Origin of the sequence: Rhodococcus erythropolis R138 (assembly GCF_000696675.2) — a bacterium.
GTDB lineage: Bacteria > Actinomycetota > Actinomycetes > Mycobacteriales > Mycobacteriaceae > Rhodococcus_F > Rhodococcus_F erythropolis.
The window spans coordinates 3814739-3837380 of the sequence record NZ_CP007255.1 but is presented as its reverse complement, the minus strand read 5'-3'; the positions used below and the strand labels follow the sequence as shown (position 1 = coordinate 3837380).

The 22642-nt window shown below is 64.3% G+C and carries 17 protein-coding genes; 3 read left to right on the top strand and 14 right to left on the bottom strand.

Annotated elements, in window-relative coordinates; genetic code table 11:
* Positions 1-368 precede the first annotated feature (368 nt).
* From mutA to meaB, 3 genes are read left to right on the top strand one after another with little or no spacing between them, the layout of a single operon-like run.
* Positions 369-2264, top strand: coding sequence for a methylmalonyl-CoA mutase small subunit (mutA, locus tag H351_RS17515; protein ID WP_029255353.1), 1896 nt, complete (start codon positions 369-371; stop codon positions 2262-2264).
* The gene (gene scpA, locus H351_RS17510; RefSeq protein WP_019748436.1) at positions 2261-4513 is read left to right on the top strand and encodes a methylmalonyl-CoA mutase; all 2253 of its coding nucleotides are present in this window, start codon (positions 2261-2263) and stop codon (positions 4511-4513) included. Before mutA ends, scpA begins: the two co-directional genes overlap by 4 nt.
* 17 nt (positions 4514-4530) lie before the next feature.
* The gene (gene meaB / locus H351_RS17505) at positions 4531-5523 is read left to right on the top strand and encodes a methylmalonyl Co-A mutase-associated GTPase MeaB (RefSeq protein WP_003945003.1); all 993 of its coding nucleotides are present in this window, start codon (positions 4531-4533) and stop codon (positions 5521-5523) included.
* A 61-nt stretch (positions 5524-5584) separates the two neighbouring features.
* On the opposite strand, the gene H351_RS17500 is transcribed toward meaB, so the two are convergent.
* The 14 genes from H351_RS17500 to H351_RS17435 all read right to left on the bottom strand — a co-directional run bounded on the left by H351_RS17500 (position 5585) and on the right by H351_RS17435 (position 22474).
* The gene (locus tag H351_RS17500; RefSeq protein WP_019748438.1) at positions 5585-6532 is read right to left on the bottom strand and encodes a sulfite exporter TauE/SafE family protein; all 948 of its coding nucleotides are present in this window, start codon (positions 6530-6532) and stop codon (positions 5585-5587) included.
* Positions 6533-6762: 230 nt separating this feature from the next.
* The gene (locus H351_RS17495; protein ID WP_029255354.1) at positions 6763-7797 is read right to left on the bottom strand and encodes a nucleoside hydrolase; all 1035 of its coding nucleotides are present in this window, start codon (positions 7795-7797) and stop codon (positions 6763-6765) included.
* Entirely contained in the window at positions 7790-8266 is a 477-nt protein-coding gene (locus H351_RS17490; protein WP_019748441.1) for an OsmC family protein, read from the bottom strand. The genes H351_RS17495 and H351_RS17490 overlap by 8 nt, the downstream gene beginning before the upstream one ends.
* 31 nt (positions 8267-8297) lie before the next feature.
* Positions 8298-9611, bottom strand: a complete 1314-nt coding sequence (locus tag H351_RS17485; RefSeq protein WP_029255355.1) for a CoA transferase — start codon at positions 9609-9611, stop codon at positions 8298-8300.
* Positions 9612-9629: 18 nt separating this feature from the next.
* Complete coding sequence (locus H351_RS17480) at positions 9630-10508, bottom strand: hypothetical protein (RefSeq protein ID WP_029255356.1); 879 nt, start codon at positions 10506-10508, stop codon at positions 9630-9632.
* A 3-nt stretch (positions 10509-10511) separates the two neighbouring features.
* A complete protein-coding gene (locus tag H351_RS17475; RefSeq protein ID WP_003944826.1) occupies positions 10512-11600 on the bottom strand; it encodes a hemolysin family protein in 1089 nt (362 codons plus the stop codon).
* The gene (locus H351_RS17470; RefSeq protein ID WP_019748444.1) at positions 11593-12975 is read right to left on the bottom strand and encodes a hemolysin family protein; all 1383 of its coding nucleotides are present in this window, start codon (positions 12973-12975) and stop codon (positions 11593-11595) included. The genes H351_RS17475 and H351_RS17470 overlap by 8 nt, the downstream gene beginning before the upstream one ends.
* Before the next feature lie 311 nt (positions 12976-13286).
* Positions 13287-14723, bottom strand: coding sequence for a GuaB1 family IMP dehydrogenase-related protein (locus H351_RS17465; RefSeq protein ID WP_029255357.1), 1437 nt, complete (start codon positions 14721-14723; stop codon positions 13287-13289).
* A 3-nt stretch (positions 14724-14726) separates the two neighbouring features.
* Positions 14727-15608 (bottom strand): DMT family transporter, encoded by an 882-nt coding sequence (locus H351_RS17460; RefSeq protein ID WP_020907757.1) that lies wholly within the window; start codon positions 15606-15608, stop codon positions 14727-14729.
* Between the two features lie 4 nt (positions 15609-15612).
* On the bottom strand, positions 15613-17115 hold the full coding sequence (locus tag H351_RS17455; protein ID WP_020969621.1) for a DEAD/DEAH box helicase: 1503 nt from the start codon (positions 17113-17115) through the stop codon (positions 15613-15615).
* A gap of 62 nt (positions 17116-17177) precedes the next feature.
* Positions 17178-18635 (bottom strand): NADP-dependent phosphogluconate dehydrogenase, encoded by a 1458-nt coding sequence (gndA, locus tag H351_RS17450; protein WP_007730904.1) that lies wholly within the window; start codon positions 18633-18635, stop codon positions 17178-17180.
* Between the two features lie 217 nt (positions 18636-18852).
* Positions 18853-20820, bottom strand: coding sequence for a DEAD/DEAH box helicase (locus tag H351_RS17445; protein ID WP_031333375.1), 1968 nt, complete (start codon positions 20818-20820; stop codon positions 18853-18855).
* Between the two features lie 261 nt (positions 20821-21081).
* Entirely contained in the window at positions 21082-22035 is a 954-nt protein-coding gene (locus H351_RS17440) for a M56 family metallopeptidase (RefSeq protein WP_003944922.1), read from the bottom strand.
* 25 nt (positions 22036-22060) lie between these two features.
* Positions 22061-22474: a BlaI/MecI/CopY family transcriptional regulator gene (locus H351_RS17435; protein WP_003944876.1), complete on the bottom strand. Its 414-nt coding sequence runs from the start codon at positions 22472-22474 to the stop codon at positions 22061-22063.
* Between the last annotated feature and the right edge of the window lie 168 nt (positions 22475-22642).

The window sequence follows — 22642 nt, the reverse complement described above, 5'->3', positions numbered from 1 at the left end:
TCGTGAGTCGAACATCGCCACGGGGGCGGGAAAGCGACGTGCTCCAGGCGACAATGAAACGGCGCTGTGACGAAAACCACTAGGCTTTCGGAGTGGCCTTCACCTGTAGTCCCGGCCAGTGAAACGAACTCGCGGGTAACCCGTAAACATGCTGAACAATCGCTAGGTAAGGGCCGGTCACACGTGCACGAACGACCGAATCTGCACGTCGTCTGACCGGTCGGAAAGTGGCCGCGAACAGCCCTGTGAAGAACATGACGTGATCCTCACGATATCTGGGCTCAACCGCGGGTTAGCATCACAGAACTAACGAACAAATCCGATTATCGGTAAAGCGCTCACGCAAAAAATGAGAGGGAGCGGACACAGTGTCATTAGCTTCAGAAGCCGAGGCTGTCGAGCAGGCGTACGCGGAGTGGCAGCGCTCCGTAGCCGGTGTGCTCGCCAAGTCCCGCAGAGTCGATGCGGCAGAACTGGGCCCCGAGCCACAGAAACTGCTCGAAACCGTCACCTACGACGGTGTCACTGTCGCACCGCTCTACAGCCCACGCGACGAGCGTCCCGAGCAGAGCTTGCCGGGCACGTTTCCGTACGTGCGTGGCGTCGACGCTCACCGTGATGTCAATGCCGGTTGGTTGGTTTCCGCTGCATTCGGAACCGCTTCGGCGGCCGAGACTAATCGCGCCATCCTGGACGCCCTCGAAAACGGAGTCAGCGCACTCTGGTTGAAGGTGGGCGCCGACGGCGTTCCGGTCACCGACCTCGCCGCTGCGCTCGAGGGCGTTCTTCTCGACCTCGCACCGCTCACGCTCGACGCAGGCGCCGAGGTGAACGATGCAGCCCGCGCACTCTTCTCTCTCCTCGATGCTCGCGACGAAGCCGGCGACGGCGTCAGTGATCGCAGCAGTATCCGAGTTCACCTCGGTGCAGCGCCGCTGACCAGTTCGTTCTCCGGCGCAGCCGACGTCGAATTTGCAGGCGCCGTCGAGTTGGCCGCCCTCGCTGCAGCTCGCGCGGAAACCGTGCACGCGATCACCGTCGACGGCACGGCCTTCCACAACGCGGGTGCCGGCGACGCCGAGGAACTCGGAGCCGCGATTGCCGCCGGACTCGAATACCTCCGCGCACTCACCGCAGAGAGCGGTCTGACCATCGGTGCTGCGTTGTCGCAGTTGGCTTTCCGCTACTCGGCAACCGACGATCAGTTCCAGACCATCGCGAAGTTCCGCGCCGCACGTCTCGTGTGGGCCCGCATCGCTCAGGTCTGTGGAGCTTCCGACTTCGGTGGAGCGCCGCAGCACGCAGTCACCTCCGCCGCGATGATGGCTCAGCGTGATCCCTGGGTGAACATGCTGCGCACGACCCTCGCCGCATTCGGCGCCGGCGTCGGCGGAGCAGATGCAGTGACTGTTCTTCCGTTCGACGTCGCCCTGGCCGACGGCACCCTCGGTGTCAGCAAGTCCTTCTCCTCGCGCATCGCGCGCAACACGCAGTTGCTTCTCCTCGAGGAGTCGCACCTGGGCCGCGTGCTCGATCCGTCGGCGGGCTCCTGGTACGTCGAGGACCTGACGCAGCAGATCGCCGCCACCGCGTGGGAGTTCTTCCAGGAAATCGAAGCAGCCGGCGGATATCTGGCGGCACTCGAAGCGGGAATCGTCTCCGGTCGTATCGCTGCCACGAAGGCCAAGCGCGACTCCGACATCGCACACCGTAAGACCACGGTCACCGGTGTCAACGAGTTCCCGAACCTCGGCGAAACGCCGCTGTCCGCCGAAGCCGTCGAGCCCGGCCAGTCCGTCGCCCGCTACGCAGCTGCATTCGAAGCGCTTCGTGACCGTTCGGACGCGTTCCTCGCCGCCGGCGGCGCCCGTCCCACTGCGCTTCTCGCGCCGCTGGGCTCGGTTGCAGAACACAACGTGCGCACCACGTTTGCGTCCAACCTGCTCGCTTCGGGTGGTATCGACGCAGTCAACCCCGGCCCCCTCGAGGTAGGCGCAGAAGCCATCTCCGCAGCCGTCAAGGCTTCCGGTGCCACCGTCGCGGTGCTGTGCGGCACGGACAAGCGCTACGGCGAGAGCGCCGCAGCGGCCGTCGCCGAACTTCGCGCTGCAGGCATCACCAAGGTGCTGCTCGCAGGACCGGAAAAGGCAGTCGCCGACGCGACCGGCGATTCTCGCCCGGACGGATTCCTAACAGCCCGCATCGACGCAGTGTCGGCTCTGACCGAACTGCTCGACTTCATCGAGACGGGAAGCTCCAAGTGACGACACGAGAGGTCAAGCACGTGATCGGCAGTTTCGCCGAGGTCCCACTCGAGGACCCGCAGTCTCCGGCACCCACACCGCCGTCGGTCGAGCAGGCACAGGCGCTCATCGAAGAGGGCGCAAACGCCAACAACTACGCCGCCGAGCAGGTTGTCTGGTCCACCCCGGAAGGCATCGACGTCAAGCCGGTGTACACCGGTGCGGACCGCACGGCCGCCGCCGAGTCCGGTTACCCGCTCGACAGCTTCCCGGGCGCAGCGCCGTTCCTGCGTGGTCCGTACCCGACCATGTACGTGAACCAGCCGTGGACCATTCGCCAGTACGCCGGATTCTCCACTGCCGCGGAGTCGAATGCGTTCTACCGTCGTAACCTCGCGGCCGGTCAGAAGGGCCTCTCGGTTGCCTTCGACCTCGCCACACACCGCGGCTACGACTCCGATCATCCTCGCGTTGCGGGTGACGTCGGAATGGCCGGTGTCGCAATCGATTCCATCCTCGACATGCGTCAGCTCTTCGACGGAATCGACCTCTCGCAGGTGTCGGTCTCGATGACGATGAACGGCGCTGTGCTCCCGATTCTCGCGCTGTACGTCGCCGCGGCAGGCGAGCAAGGCGTCACCCCGGACAAGCTGGCCGGAACGATCCAGAACGACATCCTCAAAGAGTTCATGGTTCGTAACACCTACATCTATCCGCCCAAGCCCTCGATGCGGATCATCTCGGACATCTTCGCGTACTCCAGCGCGGAAATGCCGAAGTACAACTCCATCTCCATCTCGGGCTACCACATCCAGGAAGCCGGAGCGACGGCCGATCTGGAACTGGCGTACACCCTTGCGGACGGCGTCGAGTACATCCGCGCCGGCCTCGACGCCGGTATGGACATCGACAAGTTCGCACCGCGCCTGTCCTTCTTCTGGGCCATCGGCATGAACTTCTTCATGGAGGTCGCCAAGCTCCGCGCCGGACGCCTCCTGTGGGCCGAGCTTGTTGCCAAGTTCGATCCCAAGAGCGCGAAGTCGCTCTCGCTGCGTACCCACTCGCAGACCTCGGGCTGGTCTCTGACCGCGCAGGACGTCTTCAACAACGTTCCGCGTACCTGCGTCGAAGCCATGGCTGCCACCCAGGGCCACACTCAGTCGCTGCACACCAACGCACTCGACGAGGCCATCGCACTGCCGACGGACTTCTCCGCCCGCATCGCCCGTAACACCCAGTTGCTGCTGCAGCAGGAATCCGGCACCGTGCGTCCCATCGACCCGTGGGGCGGCTCGTACTACGTCGAGTGGCTCACCAACGAACTCGCCAACCGGGCTCGGAAGCACATCGAAGAGGTCGAGGAAGCCGGCGGAATGGCTCAGGCCATCAACGAAGGCATCCCGAAGCTGCGCATCGAGGAAGCTGCCGCCCGCACCCAGGCACGCATCGACTCCGGTCGGCAGCCGCTCGTCGGCGTCAACAAGTACGTTCCCGACGAGGTCGACACCATCGAAGTTCTCAAGGTCGAGAACTCCAAGGTCCGCAAGGAACAGCTCGAGAAGCTGGTTCGCCTTCGCGCAGAACGTGATCCGGAAGCCGTCGAGGCCGCACTCGCGAACCTCACCCGCGCTGCCGCATCCACCGAAGGCGGCATGGAGAACAACCTCCTCGCCCTCGCTGTTGTCGCCGCCCGCGCGATGGCTACCGTCGGCGAGATTTCCGACGCCCTCGAAAAGGTGTACGGACGCCACCAGGCCGAGATCCGCACCATCAGTGGTGTGTACCGCGACGAGGCAGGAACGGTGAGCAACATCAGCAAGGCGATGGAACTGGTCGAGAAGTTCGCCGAGGACGAGGGACGTCGTCCCCGTATTCTCGTCGCGAAGATGGGCCAGGACGGTCACGACCGTGGCCAGAAGGTCATCTCCACGGCCTTCGCGGACATCGGATTCGACGTCGACGTCGGACCGCTGTTCCAGACCCCCGAAGAGGTCGCCAATCAGGCGGCCGACAACGACGTCCACGTAGTCGGTGTGTCGTCGTTGGCAGCCGGTCACCTCACCTTGGTGCCGGCGCTGCGGGAGGCTCTGGCTGCGGCCGGTCGACCCGACATCATGATCGTCGTCGGCGGCGTCATTCCGCCCGGTGACTTCGACGAACTCTACGAGGCCGGCGCTGCTGCCATCTTCCCGCCCGGCACCGTCATCGCCGACGCTGCCAGCGGATTGTTGGAGAAGCTCTCCGCCCAACTGGGTCACGACCACAGCTGAGAAGGGGGTCACTGAAGATGGCACGTCAGCCCATCGACATTGATTCCCTCGCCGAGGCGGTGCGCGGAAATCAGCGTGCCGGCCTCGCTCGGGCGATCACCCTCGTCGAGTCCACTCGCGACGACCACCGGGCACTTGCGCAGCAGCTTCTGCTGAAGTTGCTGCCCGAGGCCGGGGGAGCGCACCGGATCGGCATCACCGGCGTTCCCGGCGTCGGCAAGTCGACCTTCATCGACGCGCTCGGAATGTACTTGCTGGGCAAGGGACATCGGGTTGCGGTGTTGGCGGTCGATCCGTCGTCCACCCGCACCGGCGGCTCGATTCTCGGCGACAAGACACGCATGGCTCGGCTCACCGTCGAACCGAATGCGTACATCCGGCCGTCACCGACGTCCGGCACGCTCGGTGGCGTTGCCAAGGCAACCCGCGAGACCATCGTGCTTCTCGAAGCTGCCGGTTTCGACGTCATCCTGGTGGAGACAGTGGGTGTCGGCCAGTCCGAAGTCACTGTTGCCAACATGGTGGACTGCTTTACGTTCCTGACCCTCGCTCGTACCGGTGATCAGCTCCAGGGCATCAAGAAGGGTGTCCTCGAGCTCGCAGATCTGGTGGCGGTCAACAAGGCCGATGGCAAGCATGAGCGCGAGGCAAAGGGTGCTGCCCGCGAACTTGCGGGAGCGCTTCGCCTGATCTACCCGCACGACGCCATCTGGAAGCCGCCCGTCATCACGATGAGCGGTCTCGAAGGTGTCGGGCTGGACGAGTTCTGGGGAACTGTCACCAAACACCGTGAGGTGCTCACCGAAGCAGGACAGTTCGAGGAGAAGCGTCGCAAGCAACAGGTCGATTGGACCTGGACGATGGTCAACGATCAGCTATTACGCAGGCTCTCGAGCAACGATCGGGTGCGCGCGATCCGGGCCGACGTCGAGCAAAGCGTGCGTGACGGTTCGCTGACGGCAGCGTTGGCGGCGGGGCGAATTCTCGACGCGTTCGACGGAAGCAACTAGGGCGAAAAAACAAAATCCCGGGTATCCGAGCGCGGATACCCGGGATTTCTTCTGTGACGAGTTATCGTTCGCGTTTGACCGCAGGCTCGGTGAGTTCGTTCTCGACAGCGAGTTCGACTCCCGTGAAATCGCCTTCTGCCTCGGCTGGGGTGAGCGTGGACCGCTTCCACGCGTAGAACAGCAACGCTGCCCACGCGCCGAGAATGGCCAGGTAGCCGGCCACTGTGACCGCCCCGGTGATGTCGAAGGATTTGAACAGCTTCTGTGCGTTGGTCAACACGATGACGCCGCCCACCGCCGTTCCGAGCAAGGTGGCAGGTACGCGGCTGACCAGCCACGCCGCGAACGGGGCAGCGATGACACCGCCGAGCGCAAGACCGGCGACAACGAGGAGGTTTCCAGCTGACTCACGACCCAATCCGACAAGAAATCCCAGCGACGCGGCTGACGCGACCAGAAACTCCGAGGCGCTGACCGAGCCGATCACGGTGCGCGGCGCGGTCTTGCCCCGCGAGAGCAGCGTGCTGGTGGTGATCGGACCCCAACCACCACCGCCGGATGCATCGATGAAACCACCGAACAGGCCGAGTGGGGACAGGAAACGTGCAGTGTGCGGAGTGGTGCGAGCATCCGCGACGGCCGGTGGGCGGACCGAAAAGCGAAGTGCCACATAGATACCGATTGCCAGCAGGATCGTCGCCGTGATGGGGACTGCCGCTTCGGTGGACAGACCCGAGAGCACGGTTGCGCCGATGAATGCACCGACTGCGCCGGGCACACCGAGCTTGGCGACGAGCTTCCAGTCGATGTTCTTGAACTTCCAATGCGACACACCCGAAGCGAGGGTGGTGCCGACCTCGGCCAGGTGAACAGCGGCGCTGGCCTGAGCCGGACCGAGGCCACCGATCATCAACAGAGTGGTTGCGGTGACGCCGAAGGCCATACCGAGGGCGCCGTCGACGAGCTGGGCGCCGACGCCGACAAGGGTGAACAAAAGAAGGTTGAACATGAGAAGACAGACTCCGAGCGAAGAAGCGACAAAGTCAGGGGTGCAGGCAGCGAGAATCGCCGCTCAGCAACACGCCTGATCGAAGCATGCGCTACGACGAGTGGGCCAGAACGCCATCAATCCGAGCGCAAATGCCGGGGAGGCATCGTGGCTGGAAATCTGCACGTCAGGTCCTTTGTTCTCGTTCGTTGGTGTTCTGTCCATGCGAGCATAGCCGGTGCCCGGCTCGGTCAACCCACGACGCGGGCGTAATTTCCCACTCGGTGGACAAGTCGATCAAAGAATTCCGCCGGATCGGTGCTGATCGCGATATCCGCGTTGGGCTCACGCTTCCAGTGCCCGACCCAGTCCGCGACCGTCGTTCCGATCAGCAGTGGACTCTCGGTTTCGACATCTACCGTTGCCGGCTTCAGCGTCGCCAAGCTCGGATCGAGCGCGACGGCAGCAGCAAAGGGATCATGCATGTGAGCAAGAAAGCCCTGGTCGTATTCACGATGGAATTCCATGTAGAACCGGATCGCGTCGGACATATGCCTGATCACGCTGTTGGACGCGGAACTGCGGACGTCGGGGCCGTCGTCAGGCGAGATGATCTCTTCCGGAGTGCTCCCGGCAGCGTCGGCGAGCCGACGCACATGTTCGGGGAACATCTCGATGGATTCGGTGACGTTGAGGCCGCAGATGATCGGGCGCCGGTGCGCGGGTACGACGGAGAACGCGTCGAACACCTCCTTGGCGGCGTGCGGGTCCACCGAGACGTTCCACTCCGCGGTCGGCGTCGTGTTGCCCGGATAGTTGAACGACCCACCCATCACGACCAGTCGCTTCAGCAGAGACGGCAGATCGGGTTCACGTCTGATCGCCAGCGCAAGGTTGGTGAGCGGCCCCGTCACCAATCCGGTGAGTTGTCCGGGGTACTCACGGACGAGATCCACCCAGAGGTCGGTGGCGGTTCGGACCGAGCGCTTGCGACCCGAATCGGGGAGGACGGCATGCCCGATCCCTTGCGGACCGTGAGTCTCCTCGGTGGTGCGCAACGGGATGACCAGTGGCTCGCGGGCGCCGAGTGCAACCTCGATGTGCGGGGCGCCGCAGAGCGCAAGCCAGTTCAAGTTGTTGGCCGCGACCTGTTCCACCGGAACGTTGCCGGCGGTGCTCGCTATCCCCAGAATCTCGGCTTCGGGGCTGGCAAGGAGATAGAGAAGCGCCAACGAGTCGTCGATGCCGGTGTCGACGTCGACGATGAGCTTGTGCGTATCACTCATCGGTGGCCACCAGGATCGTCGGTGAATGCAGGACAGGGAAGTTGACCGACCGAGCGATGAAGCACTTCGTGTGTGCGGGGCCGTGAAGCTCCTCGGCCTTCTCGACCATCGACGCCTCCGCGACCAATACCGTCGGATTCAACGTCACTTCGATGAACTGGCCGCCGCCATCGGATTCCTCGATCATGCTGCCGACCGGCTGATCGCTGTAGTCGAGAACGACGACCCCAGCGGCAGCTGCCAGACCGAGGTACCAGAGCATGTGGCATTGGGCGAGGGAGGCAACGAGCAGTTCCTCGGGGTTCCATCGCTGCGCGTCACCGCGGAACGAGGGATCGGAGCTGCCGAGAAGTTCCGGCTTTCCGACCGCGGATATTGCATGATTGCGCGAATATCCCTGCGTGCTGGACGTTCCGGTTCCCAGATCGCCCGTCCACTGAAGGTCGAGTGTGTAGGTATGTGACTTCACAGGTCCATCTTGCCCTGAATGTGCCGGTCCCTCAGTGTGCCCACTCCGCGCGATCCGATCCCCACGGATGGGCTGGTTCGGGGTAGTCCTCGAACTCTGCCAGCGCGGGTCGTGCGGTGGTCACGTCGGCATGGTTGACAACAACATTCAGGCCGGGACCGGTCGGTAGACCGGGATGGACGGTTCGGCCGGGTGCGTCGAGAAGACGGGCGCCGGTGCTGGCCAATGACACGTCGACATCGCGGCCACGGCCGTCCTGCGAGCGCAGCATCAACGCGTCGAGGATCCCAGCTGCCAAGAAGTATCCGGTCGAGTGGTCGAGGGCCTGCGCTGGAAGTGCGCCCGGTTTCTCGCCGCCCTCGAGGAACGAGATACCGGATGCGGCCTGCACGATGCTGTCGAAGCCGCGGCGATTCGCCCACGGACCTTCCCATCCCCATGCGCTGACGCGCCCGTGAATCAGGTGGGCGGGAAGATCCTGCCCGATGAGTGCTTCGAGTGCGCCCGGACGGTAGCCGGTGACCAGTACGTCTGCGGTGTCGAGGAGTTCGCGGAATGCCGCCGCTTCCGCCGAGGACTTCAGGTCGAGAAGCGCCGACCGCTTGCCCTGGCCACTGTCGAGGTGCTGCCATCCGATCTCGGGGATCGCCGGAGGGTCGATCCGCAGAACGTCAGCGCCGACCAGCGCGAGGGCACGGGTCGCGACCGGGCCGGCGATGACGCGGGTCAGGTCGAGAACACGTGGGCGCGTCGGATGCGTGCGGGGTTTTCCCTCGTCGCGTACTCGGATGGATACCAGAGGCTCAGACCTCGCAGCTGCGCACTGCTCACTCAGGCGCCACTCGGTCTCGGTACGAACACGGACCGCGATGGCGCCGATCTCGGCGGCCTGCTGCTCGATCTCGATGGCGCTGAGTTCGGATATCCGTTGCGCCACTGCATCTTTAGATGATTCATGGTCGAGTTCGAGGATGGCGAGCAGGCGGTCGCGATGGTGTGGATAGTTGCCGTGCGTGCGGACCCAACCGTCGCGGGCGGCAAAGAACCCCGAGTATTCGGAGAATCCGTTGATCGGTTCGCCGCCGATCCGGAACAGTCGATCGCTCGAGAAGGACGCGGCGATGCGCTCGGGATCGAGGGTCCAGTGTCCGTCGCCCGGGCCGGTTGACCGATGAATTGCCGAGGCGAAGGCCGCGACTGAGCCTGCAGCGAGGTCGAACACCGGCAAGTGCGCCGCAAGGAAGCCCGCCGAGTCCGGGCATTCGATGTGGCCGCGTCGGTCGTCGGTGTGCACCCCGACGTCACGTTGGTATTCGTCGAGATAGAACCCGTACCCGTGATCCATGTGGCGCCTTTCGGCAGTTCAGTGGCCGAGAAGCTCCCGGCACTTCTCTGCCAGCGTATCGCGGAGCGGCGCAGCACGATCCGCCAACTGTTGTTGCTGACGCACGTATTCGGCGCGGCCCGCGGGAGTTTCGATACGAATGGGGGAGTACCCGTACTCGGCGAGGTCGTATGGGCTCGCGCGCATGTCGAGTTCACGGGCCAGGAGCGCGTGTTCGAAGCACCGCATCACCAGATCGGAATCCACGAGTGGCAACAACTTGAAGCTCCACTTGTACAGATCCATACCGGCGTGCAGGCAGCCCGGCTGTTCGTGATCGATCTGAGTTTCGCGTGCAAGCGGGAGCGAGTTCTTGGGGGCCGCGTCCGGTGTGAAGAACCGGAACGCGTCGTAGTGCGTGCATTTGAGTGGCAGGGATTCGACGACCGCGTCGGTACCGGCGAACCCGAGCCGCAGCGGCACTGACTGGTGACGGATCGCGTCCTCGCCGCCGCGATAGACCATCGCCCATTCGTGGAGGCCGAAACAGCCCAGCACAGCGGGCCGCGCAGACGTCTGATTCAACAGATTCCACACGAATTCGACTGTGTGACGCCGACGCTCCAGCACGGCGGCCTCGACCGTCGCGGTACCCGAATCGTCGACGCGGTAGCCGGAGAAGGCTGCGTATTCGCCGGCGTTCTCGAGTGCGACTCCGTACCCGGGGTGCCAGCGGCGCAGTTGCGCGGGCTTGAAGTTGTAGTACGTGAAGAGGAAGTCGTGCACCGGGTGAGAGATACCGGCGCTACGACGCGCTCGGTGCGGCTCGACGAGCTTTTCCACCTCCTCGAGGTGAAGTGCCCGCCGAACCGTCCACTCGCTCTGCGCGAGTGCGAGTGAATGCACCGAACGTGTCATCGATCAGCTGTTTCTTTGTCCGGGAACAGCATCTGTGCCGCGGTGCGTGCCGTCGCGAACCGTTCCGACGTACTCCTCGAGCAGATCCTCGAGCGCGACGATACCGATCACGACTCCGTCGGCGTCCGTGACTGCGCCGAGGTGCGAGCTGGCCCGACGAAGGCCGGCCAACGCTTCGGCCAGCGGCGTGCTGAGCGGAACGATGGGCAACGGGCGGATATCCGACGTCGGAACGACGGTGTCCGGCCCGGCAGCTTCGTCGAGCACCTCGTCGAGCACATCCTTGAGGTGCACGTACCCGGCCAGCGATCCATCGCTCGCTCGGACCGGGTAACGCGAGTATCCGGTCTCGATGACCGCACGCTCGATCTCACCCAGTGTTGTTCCCGACGGCGTGAGGGGAATGGTCCGCACCTTGTCGAGAGTGATCAGGACTTCGGAGACGGTGCGATCTGTCGATTCGAGTGCCTGCTTCAAGCGCCGGTGTTCTTCGGCGTCGATCAGACCCTCGGACCGCGATTCACCGATCATCGCGGACAACTCCACCGCCGAGACAGTGACGTCGAGTTCGTCCTTGGGCTCGACGCGCAGGAGCTTGAGCACTCCGTTGGCGCACAAGTTGTAGAACGCGATGATCGGCCGAGCGATCTTGATGAACGCCAGATGCACGGGAACGAGCAGCATGGCCGTCTTCTCGGGGCCCGCCAACGCGATGTTCTTGGGCACCATTTCGCCGAGGAGGATATGCAGCACGACGACCAGCGAGAGCGCGATCGCAAACGAAATCGGGTGCAGCAATCCGTCGGGAAGGCCGACGGCTTCCATCGGCACCTCGAGGAGATGCGCGATGGCAGGTTCGGCGACCTTACCGAGGAGGATCGAGCAGATCGTGATGCCCAGCTGAGCTGCCGCAAGCATCAGCGAGAGGTTCTCACCGGCCTTGATGACCGTGAGTGCCCGCTTCTTACCCTGCGCGACAAGTGCCTCGAGGCGGTCGCGTCGTGCGGAGATCAGCGCGAACTCCGCACCGACGAAGAATGCGTTACCGGCGAGCAGCACGACGGTGAGGAGTACACCGAAGAGGTTATTCATCGTCGGACTCCTTCGTGTCGTCGTCTGCGGATTCGGGTTCGACATGTGCCGGGACCGGCGTGATGGTCACTCGGTCGATACGACGGCCGTCCATACTGGTCACTCGGGCGATCCACTTTCCGCGGGAATCACCGGACGAGTCGACGTCGGGCAATTCCACTTCGTCACCCTCGTCGGGGATTCGGCCCAGTTCGGTGAGCACCAGACCGCCGAGCGTGTCGTAGTCGCCTTCGGGCGCGGTGTATCCGGTTGCCGACGTGACCTCGTCGATGCGCAACAGGCCGGAGCACGACCATCCGTCGCCGACGCGCTGTACGTCGAGTTCGGGTTCGTCGTGTTCGTCGCGCACATCACCGACGATTTCCTCGATGAGGTCTTCCATCGTGACGATGCCGGCTGTTCCGCCGTATTCGTCGACGACAAGAGCGACCTGCATGCCGTCGGAGCGGATCCGCTCCATGACGGTGTCTCCGTCCAGGCTCGACGGCACGACGGGAACACGTTGAGCCAGACTGTCGACGCGCGTCGTGCGCCTGCGCTCGGCCGGAACGGTGAACGCGTGCTTGATGTGTACGACGCCGACCGTGTCGTCGAGATCGCCGCGAACGACGGGGAAGCGCGAGTAGCCAGTTCGCGACGCCGTCACGATCAGGTCTGCGACGGTGTCCGAGAGTTCCAGCGATTCGATCTTCACTCGCGGAGTCATCAGCTCTTCTGCGGTGCGGTCACCGAACTGCAGCGAACGGTCGACGAGCATCGCCGTGCCCTTGTCGATGGACCCGCGCTGCGCGGACGTCCGCACGAGGGACCCGAGTTCCTGCGGTGATCGCGCCGAGCGCAATTCTTCCGCGGGTTCGATGCCCAGGCGTCGCACGATCCAGTTGGCGGTTCCGTTGAGGCCGTTGATGGCCCACCGGAAGATCAGCGAGAAGCCCGCTTGCAGGCCCGCAGTCGCGCGGGCGGTGGGCATCGGCTTGGAGATTGCGAGGTTCTTCGGTACGAGCTCACCGAAGATCATGGAGAACGAGGTCGCAATCACGAGCGCCAGGATCAAAGACGTTGTCGAGGCAGCGGATTCGCTGAGCCCGACGGCCTTCGTGACCGGTGTGATGAACCGTGCCAGAACGGGCTCGGCCAGGTAACCGGTGATCAGGGTTGTGATCGTGATGCCCAGCTGAGCGCCGGAGAGCTGGAACGAGAGAGTCTTGTGCGCGTGTTGAACCTGCCGCGAGCGTCGGTCGCCGCCACGAGCAGCTTCGTCGACGGTGCTGCGTTCGAGCGCGGTCAGTGAGAATTCGGCCGCCACGAAGAGGGCGGTGCCTGCAGTCAGCGCAATGAAGCCGACCAGGCTGAGAATGGTGAAAACGATGTCCATGTGTCATCGCCACCTGAGGTGTGCACGGGGGCCGCCGGGTTTGTCTCCCGGCTCGCTAGAGGAGCCCTCCGAACCAGCGGAATCAGACGATTCCTCGGATAAAACGACGGGTGTAGCGCCGGGTAAGTGTGTGGGTGCCTCGGGCACCGTGTTCCTCTCGTCGAAGCCGAGTATTTCTCGGCTGTAGTGGGCTCGGTCGGGTCGCCGATGGGCACCCGACCGAGTTTTGTTTCCTGTTTACGGATCCAATGATACCGGCGGGTGCCCGGGAGTAGGGACCCGAGCACCCGCCGACTGTCATAAAACGTGGTTCACCAACCAGACGGAAGCGGCCGTCCTTCGGCGAATCCGGCGGCGGACTGCACTCCCAGAACTGCCTTCTCGTGCAGCTCCTCGAGTGAGCGCGCACCCGCGTACGTGCAGGTACTGCGCACGCCGGAACAGATCTGATCGATCAGGTCCTCGACTCCGGAGCGCTCGGGATCGAGACGCATCCGCGAACTGGAGATGCCTTCCTCGAACAATCCCTTACGGGCGCGATCGAAAGCCGTTTCGGTGGCGGTGCGAGCGGCAACAGCGCGCTTGGAGGCCATACCGAAGCTCTCCTTGTACGCGTTGCCCGCCTGATCGACTTTGAGATCGCCGGGGGACTCGTACGTGCCGGCGAACCACGAGCCGATCATGACGTTCGACGCGCCCGCCGCGAGGGCGAGTGCAACGTCGCGAGGGTGGCGAACGCCGCCGTCGGCCCAGACGTGCTTGCCGAGCTCACGTGCTGCTGCAGCACATTCCGCGACGGCCGAGAACTGTGGGCGTCCGACGCCGGTCATCATGCGAGTCGTGCACATGGCTCCGGGCCCGACGCCGACCTTGACGATGTCCGCGCCTGCGGCGATCAGATCACGGGTTCCCTGTGCGGACACCACGTTGCCTGCAACCAACGGGACGCCGAGGTCGAGCGCCTTGAGGGTGGTGAGCGCATCGATCATTCTCTGCTGGTGACCGTGAGCCGTGTCCACGACGATCACGTCGGCACCGGCGTCGACGAGTGCCTTGGCCTTGGCGCCCACGTCACCGTTCACACCGACCGCCGCAGCGACTCGGAGTGCGCCGCGATCGTCGACTGCGGGGTCGTAGATGCCGGCACGAATCGCGCCGGTGCGAGTGAGGACGCCGGCGAGGGTTCCGTCCTCGTTGACGATGACGGCCAACGGATCGTGCTTGGTTTCGAGCAGTTCGAAGACCTCACGCGGTGTGGCGGTGACCGGGGCGGTGACGAAGTCGGTGATCGCGACGGTACGTAGGCGAGTGAACCGATCGACATCCGCGCAGGCAGCCTCGGTGACGACACCGAGAGGCTTGCCGTCCTCGACCACTACGACTGCGCCGTGTGCACGCTTGGGTAGCAGCGCCAGCGCATCGGAGACGGCGTCGTCCGGACTCAGCGTGACCGGCGTATCAGCGACGAGGTGGCGGCTCTTGACGAACGCCACGGTCTCGGCGACAGCGTCAGTGGGGACGTCCTGCGGAATGATGACCAGTCCGCCGCGGCGGGCGACAGTCTCGGCCATGCGGCGGCCGGCGACTGCGGTCATATTGGCGACGACGACGGGAATGGTCGTTCCGGATCCGTCGGAAGAATTGAGATCGACGTCGAACCGAGAGGTGACCTCGGTCCGGTTAGGGACGAGGAAGACGTCGTCGTAGGTCAGGTCGTATGGGGGGCGTTGCCCTTCGAGGAACTGCACGTTTCACGAGCCTACCGTCGATTCCGCCGTAGCGCCCTCGGTATCGCGCGCTTGTGAGCGGGAGAGGGCGATCGTGGTCATGATCATGACGGCGACGGCGCACCCGATGAGAGCAATTCCGGGACCGTCGACGCGGAGGCGTTCGTCGAGAACCGTCATCCCCAGGAAGATGGCCGCGATCGGCTCGCCGATCGTCAGGGCGGGTAGTGACGCCGACAGGGGCCCGACCTGGAAAGCACGCTGTTGGAGGTAGACCCCGATTGCGCCCGAGGCGATCAGCGCCCACGTCTGCCATGCCGAAATCACCCCGACGACGCCGTGTCCGAGTAGGTCGGTGACGTACTTGGTGAATGCGACGGCCACGCCGTAGAAGATTCCGGCCGCGGAGCCGAGAAGCAGAGCGCGCCAGCCACCGTCGAGTTTGGACAAGCCGCCGATAGTTGCGACCACGGCCACTGCGACCGTGATCGTCAGGGGCACAGCCCAATCCGACCACGGAGCGTTGCTGTCTCCCTCGGTGGGATCGCCGACTACGAGGAAGATCGCCAAGGAAATCGCGAGCATGATCGCCAACGACCACGCAGAACGGGTGATGCGAATTCCAGAGAACCTGGCCGAAAGTGGCAGCGCGAACAGCAGCGAGGTCACGATCAGCGGCTGCACCACCAACACCGAACCCAACGACAGTGCAACGGCCTGCATGACGTAACCGCCGCCGTCACCGATCAGCCCGGCCCACCACCGAGGACTGCGAATCAACGACGCCACCAACGCCTCGCCCTCCGGAACCGCAGACGCGGCGCGCTGCTGAGCGACGGAGGCACACGCGAAGAGAAGCGCGGCGACGAGTGCGCAGAGAACAGAGATCAGTGGAAGATCACCCATTCCCTCAGTGTGCGCGCTTGCCCGCCCGATTTCCGGCAGACGGCTTTCCTGCGCCGGGTGCGCCGCGACGCGGGGTCAAGCCCTTGGACGCCAGACGCTCCGAACGGGTCGGGACCGGAGTGCCGTCCGCACGGATCTTCTTCACACTCTTCGGATCGGTGACGCGCCGCGAGGAAGCCGCGCGCTTGTCTCCGTCCTTCTTCATCCGGCCTCCGGCAGCGGTCCGGCCTGCAGTGTCGTGTTCCTGACGGCCACGCTTGGCGGTGTGCTTGACGGCGACCGTCGTATCGGGAGCTTCGACCGGTATTCCCGTCGGCTCCATCGCGCCGGTGATGCGCGTGAGCTCCAGATCGTCAGGACGAACCCGCACGCCGTGAACCTTGATACCTGCCTGCTTGGTCAACTTCTCGACCGAATCACGTTCTTCGTCGGTGACGATGGTGACGACGACGCCCGATTCCCCGGCGCGTGCCGTCCGGCCGGCCCGGTGCAGGTAGTCCTTCGCCTCCGCCGGGGGATCGACGTGAACGACGAGCGTCACGTCGTCGACATGGATTCCGCGCGCGGCGACATCGGTGGCGACCAGGACCGGTGTCGTCCCGTCGGAGAACGACGCGAGGGTCTTGGTCCGGTTGTTCTGCGTCTTGCCGCCGTGCAGGGCGCCGGCCGAGACACCGATCAAATGTAGTTGCTGCGCAAGACGATCCACACCGTGCTTGGTCTTGACGAACATGATGGTCCGCCCCGCCCGTGAACCGATATGTGCGACAACGGATCTCTTGTCGTCGCGGTCGACGAAGAGCAGGTGATGCTCCATGGTCGAGACGGTGGCAACCGGGGGAGCAGTCGAGTGCGACGCCGGATTGCGCAGGTAACCCGCGACCAGATCGTCGACCTTGCCGTCGAGTGTTGCCGAGAAGAGAAGGCGCTGACCGTCTTTCGGTGTCGTGTCGAGAATCTTCGCAACCTCGTCGATGAAACCCATGTCTGCCATGTGGTCGGCTTCGTCGATGGTCGTGATCACGACGTCGTCGAGAATCACCGACTTCTGCTCGAGTAGGTCGAGTAGGCGCCCTGGGGTCGCGATCAGCAGATCGACGCCGCGTGCAAGGATGTCGGCCTGACGCTTGATCGGAACGCCACCGACCGCATTTGCCACACGCAAACCGATCTCGGTAGCAGCGTCGTCGAGTGCCTTGTGGATCTGGATCGCCAGCTCACGGGTGGGAGCGAGCACCAAACCGCGCGGACGATTCCGCTTGCTCGCCCCGCCCTTGAGGCGCACCAGCATCGGAAGCCCGAAGGCCAGAGTCTTTCCGGAACCCGTCGCGCCGCGCCCGAGGACATCGCGGCCGGCAAGGACATCGGGGATGGTTGCCGACTGAATGGGGAAGGGGGCATCGATGCCGCTTCGGCGCAACGCGTGCACCATCACGGCGGGGATTCCGAGGTCGACGAACGAACGCCCTTCGGTCGAGGTGGGCGAGTCGATCGTCGATTCCTGCATTTGTCCAGGCTACCGGGTATCGGTAGACGCAGATGACCGCATCTACCGATACCCGCTGTGAATCAGGCCTCGATTTCGCTGCGGTCACCGCTCCACAGTGTGTGGAACTTGCCCGGCTTGTCGATGCGCTCGTAGGTGTGCGCGCCGAAGAAGTCGCGCTGCCCCTGAGTCAGGGCGGCCGGCAGACGCTCCGCGCGGAGACCGTCGTAGTACGAGAGCGAAGACGCGAACGCCGGTACCGGAATGCCGAGCATCGTCGCGGTGGCGACCACACGGCGCCAGCTGTCGATGCCTGCCTCGATGGCCTCACGGAAGTACGGCGCCAGAATCAAGCTCGGCAGGCTCGGATCCGCGTCGAACGCGTCCTTGATGCGGTTGAGGAACTGCGCACGGATGATGCAGCCACCGCGCCAGATCGTCGCCAGGTCGGCAGGCTTGAGGTTCCAGTCGTACTCGGCGCTGCCGGCAGCGATCTGATCGAAGCCCTGCGCGTACGCCACGATCTTCGACGCGTACAGCGCGGCCTGGATGTCGGCGGCGAACTGCTCGGCGTCAGCAGGCTTGTCGCCGAGAGAGCCGGCGGCCAGACCCTGCGCCTGAGCTGCGGCGCGCTGATTGCGGCTACCGGACAGTGCGCGAGCGAAAACGGCCTCGGCGATACCGGTGACCGGCACGCCCAGATCCAGAGCGGACTTGACCGTCCAGCGGCCCGTGCCCTTCTGCTCGGCAGCGTCGACGATGACGTCGACCAACGGCTTGCCCGTCTCGGCGTCGACCTGGCGGAGCACCTCGGCGGTGATCTCGATCAAGTAGGACTCGAGCGTGCCCTTGTTCCACTCGGTGAAGACGTCTGCGACCTGACCGGCGTCGTAACCGAGTGCGTCGCGGAAGAGGTTGTACGCCTCGCCGATGAGCTGCATGTCGGCGTACTCGATGCCGTTGTGCACCATCTTGACGAAGTGACCGCTGCCGTCGGGGCCGATGTGCGTGCAGCACGGGGTGCCGTCGACGTGAGCGGAGATGGACTCGAGAAGCGGGCCGAGAGCCTCGTAGGACTCCTTCGGGCCGCCGGGCATGATCGACGGACCGTTGAGTGCGCCTTCTTCGCCACCGGAGATACCAGCGCCGACGAAGTGCAGACCGCGGGCGCGGATCGCTGCTTCACGACGGATCGTGTCGGTGTAGAGCGAGTTGCCACCGTCGATGATGATGTCGCCGGGCTCCATGGCGTTCGCGAGCTCTTCGATCACGGCGTCGGTCGGGGCACCGGCCTTGACCATGATCAGGACGCGTCGCGGCTTCTGCAGTGCGGCAACAAACTCCTCGACGGTCTCGGTGCGCACGAAATCGCCCTCGGAACCATGCTCGGCGATCAGGGCATCGGTCTTCGCGATGCTGCGGTTGTGCAGGGCAACGGTGTGACCGTGGCGGGCGAAATTGCGGGCAATATTCGAACCCATGACGGCCAGGCCGGTGACGCCGATCTGAGCTCGGGGTGATTCGGTGCTAGTGGTTGACATACTTACAGCTTTCCCTCTCGGTCCGCGGCTGTGAAATCCTGCGCTGTGCGCAGCCGAAAACGGTGCGGCCGCGACGCGCGTGAACATCAGACCGTGCATACAAAACACGGATGCAGATCACTTTAATTGCAGTGACCTGCATCCGTCTCGATACAGCTTCCGGCACAGCCGGAAGGTTCTCAGTGTTCAGTTGTCGAGCCGCAGCTCAGCGCAGGTATTACCGCTGATCGCGCTTCGGGCCGTCGAATCCGTCATAGCTACGACGGTCGGTGCGGCTGCGGAAGCCGCCACCGCTGGTCGAGGCTGCACGGTTGTCGCCGCCGTCGCGGTTGCCCTGGTATCCACCGGAAGAGCGGTTGCCCTGGTAGCCGGTCGAGGGGCGGCTGTCGCGATCGCCGTACGAGCGGTTGTTGTCGCGGCTGCCCTGGTATCCACCACCGGACGAACGGTTGCCCTGGTATCCGCCGCGGCTCTCGCCGTCACGGCTTCCCTGGTATCCGCCCGACGAGCGGTTGCCCTGGTAACCCGTCGACGGGCGGCTGTCGCGGTCTCCGTAGGACGGACGGCTGTCACGGTTGCCCTGGTAACCACCGCTGGAGCGATCACCCTGGTATCCACCGGAAGAGCGGTTGCCCTGGTAACCGCCGCGGCTCTCGCCGTCGCGGCTTCCCTGGTATCCACCGGAAGAGCGGTTGCCCTGGTAGCCGGTCGAGGGGCGGCTGTCGCGGTTGCCCTGGTAACCACCGCTGGAGCGATCACCCTGGTATCCGCCGCGGCTCTCACCGTCACGGTTGCCCTGGTATCCACCCGAAGAGCGGTTGCCCTGGTAGCCGCCGGAAGAGCGGTTGCCCTGGTAGCCGCCACGGCTTCCGCCACGATCACCGAAGGAACGCTCGCCACGAGAAGAGCTCTCGCGCAAGGGTTCTCCGGTCGGCTTCTTGGCGCCGGTGATGCGAGCAAGTTCAGCAGAACCCGGGGTGACGGCAACGGCTGCGGCATTGACGCCGGCCATTCCGGTCAGACGCTTGAACTGACGCTTCTGGTTGGGCAGCACGATGGCGACAACGGTGCCCTTCTCGCCGGCGCGAGCGGTACGACCAGCGCGGTGCAGGTAGTCCTTGTGGTCGGCCGGGGGATCGACGTGAACGACGAGGTCGATGCCGTCGACGTGGATACCGCGCGCTGCAACGTCCGTTGCGACGAGGACCGGGGTGCGGCCGTTCTTGAAACGCTCGAGGACGCGGGTGCGCTGGTTCTGTGCCTTGCCGCCGTGAAGCGACTCGGCAGCGATGCCGACTGCGCGGAGGCGATCGGTGATTCCCTCGCAACCGAGCTTGGTGCGGGCGAACATGATGGTGCGTCCGTCACGGGCACCGATCTCGGCGAGGACGGAATCCTTCTGCCCACGATCGACGAGGAGGACGTAGTGCTCCATCGTGTCGACGCTTGCGCGGCCGTCTTCGGTGGAGTGTGTGACGTGGTTGGCCAGGAACTGACGAACCAGCGACTGGACCTCACGGTCGAGGGTTGCCGAGAACAGCAGACGCTGTCCGTCTGCGGGGGTCTCGCCGAGGATCGAGCGAACCTCGGGCAGGAAGCCCATGTCCGCCATCTGATCGGCTTCGTCGAGTGCGGTGATTTCCACCGAGTCGAGGATGCAGGTGCCCTGACGCAGGTGGTCGCCGAGACGACCCGGCGTTGCGACGAGGACGTCTACGCCGCGGCGAAGCTGATCGACCTGCTTGGCGAACGGCGTTCCACCGACAGCGGGACGAACCGTGAGTCCGAGTGCGCCGGCGTAGGAGTTGAGGGAGTCGACCACCTGGAAAGCAAGCTCACGGGTGGGGACGAGCACGAGTGCGCGGGGACGCTTTGCGGCCGGGCGATCTTCGTGGCGTGAGAGGCGGGTCAGCATCGGCAGGCCGAAGGCGAGGGTCTTACCCGATCCGGTCTGTGCGCGGCCGAGAACGTTGGTTCCGGCGAGCGCGTCCGGGATGGACTGCGCCTGGATGGGGGACGGGACGGTGATGGAGTTGCGCGCCAATGCGGCAACAAGCTGCTCGGGCAGGCCGATCTCGGCGAAGGTGATACCCGGCTCGGTGGCGACTGCTTCTTCGGCAGCGGGGGTGTTGACGGTGGGGTCTTCGATGTTCTCGGAAGACGACATTTGGACAGCGTTGGTCACGCGGAAACCTCTCCGGACTACGGGCACGTCGCGGAGCGGAAGAAGCCATGCTGAAATACACGACACAGTTCGCAAAGGGACGAGCCAGGGCACATGTCACCTGGCAATCCGAACGCATACTGCGGGGAATTGGGCTGTGTGCCGTTATATGTTGACGGACCACGATGGTGGCCGTGGTCCACTCTACGCCACCGGGGACACCGAAGTCAGGTAGCCCCGCCTGTGACCTGCACTACTACACGGGGTTGCGCAGGTCAAGACTCAGTATGCGTTGAAAAGCAGTCGAAGTTCGGTGAGCCAGGGCACAGCCACCGCAACCGTGGGAACAACGAGAATCGCGACCGCCCCTAGATACGCAAAAACTGCGATGCGGGGATCTGCATCGTCGGCCGAGAGGCGCTGCACTCGGATGAGCGTCGACGGGCCGCCCGCTGCCATCGCTCCGCGGGGTGCCGTCGATCCGGCACACGCGACAAGTGCCCGCGCGAGAGGGGTGGGACCGGTAGCCCGCACAGCTGAATCGTCGGCGAGCAACTCCACCAGGAGTTGTACCGATCCCAGAGCCGACTTACTACGGACGAAACGGGGGAACGCGTGGTTGACGGCCGTGAAAGCCTCGAGGACCAGATCGTGACGAGCTCGCAGGTGCGAACGCTCGTGCGTCAGGATTGCTTTGACCTCGGCATGATCGAGGTTCTGCAGAGTGCCTTGACTGAGTACCACGCGTTGGCGCAGACCTGGCAGGCAGTATGCGATCGGTTCGTCCACGTCCAGCACCCGCAGATCGGGTGTGCGTTCCACCGACGCGGGCATGGCGCAGTCGTCGAGAAGGTCCACCAACACGCGGTGACGTGCACGGCGACGTCGGGTTCTCACAGCGACCTGGATTATCGAGAAGATCAGCTTCGCGCCGATCAGAAGCGTCAGGGCAAAAACAACCACGTACAGAATCCACAGCGGGAGCCCGAGTGCATCGATTTCGGCGGTCGGGGCCGTCGTCGGCCTACCGTCAGCGCCGGGAACGAGCAGCTGGCTGGCAATGGCCAGGCCCGAGCTGAATGCCGACAGCACCGCAGCAATTGCGACGGCTTGCCACAGAACCAACGCCGCGCGTGGAGCGCGGTAAGGCCACGTGGAGCGGCTCAGGAGTGCGGGAACCGGACCGGCCAGCAACAAGGCAAGCAGTCCGAAAACCAGTGCAGTAGTGGCGTTCATGTCCTACACATCATGCACGACGAAATCAGTTCGGCCTAGAAATTCCGGGCTGCGCAGCCTTTTTCGCGGACTCGCGCACCTCGAGGGCAGCGAGCGCTTCGCGGAGAGCATCGGCTTCGTCAGCATTGACCTGTCCCACGAAGTGGACGAGTGCCGCAGCGCGACCGCCGGACTCCGGAGCCTGGGCCAGAGCGTCGACCATCAGGCTCGCGACCAGTTCTTCGCGCTTGTTGACGGGAAGATAGCGATGGGCGCGATCGTCACGCTGCTGAATCACCAGATGCTTCTTCGCCAGGCGCTGCAGAACGGTCATTACCGTCGTGTACGCCAATTCGCGATGTGTCGCGAGTGCTTCATGCACCTGTCGCACAGTTTGCGGTTCCGATGTGGACCACAAATGATCCATCACCGCGCGTTCGAGTTCACCTAGACCTGCCATTCTTCGATTCTACGGACTTCCACGACGAAATACGTACTACTGGTAGTAGTAACCGCCTCGGTGGGGGTGTGGTATTGGCCATAGTGATCTGCGTGACGGTTACGGTGGTGTGAGACGACCAAAGTCCCGACAATGACGATGCCCGATAATTGCAAGCCAACAGTCGAT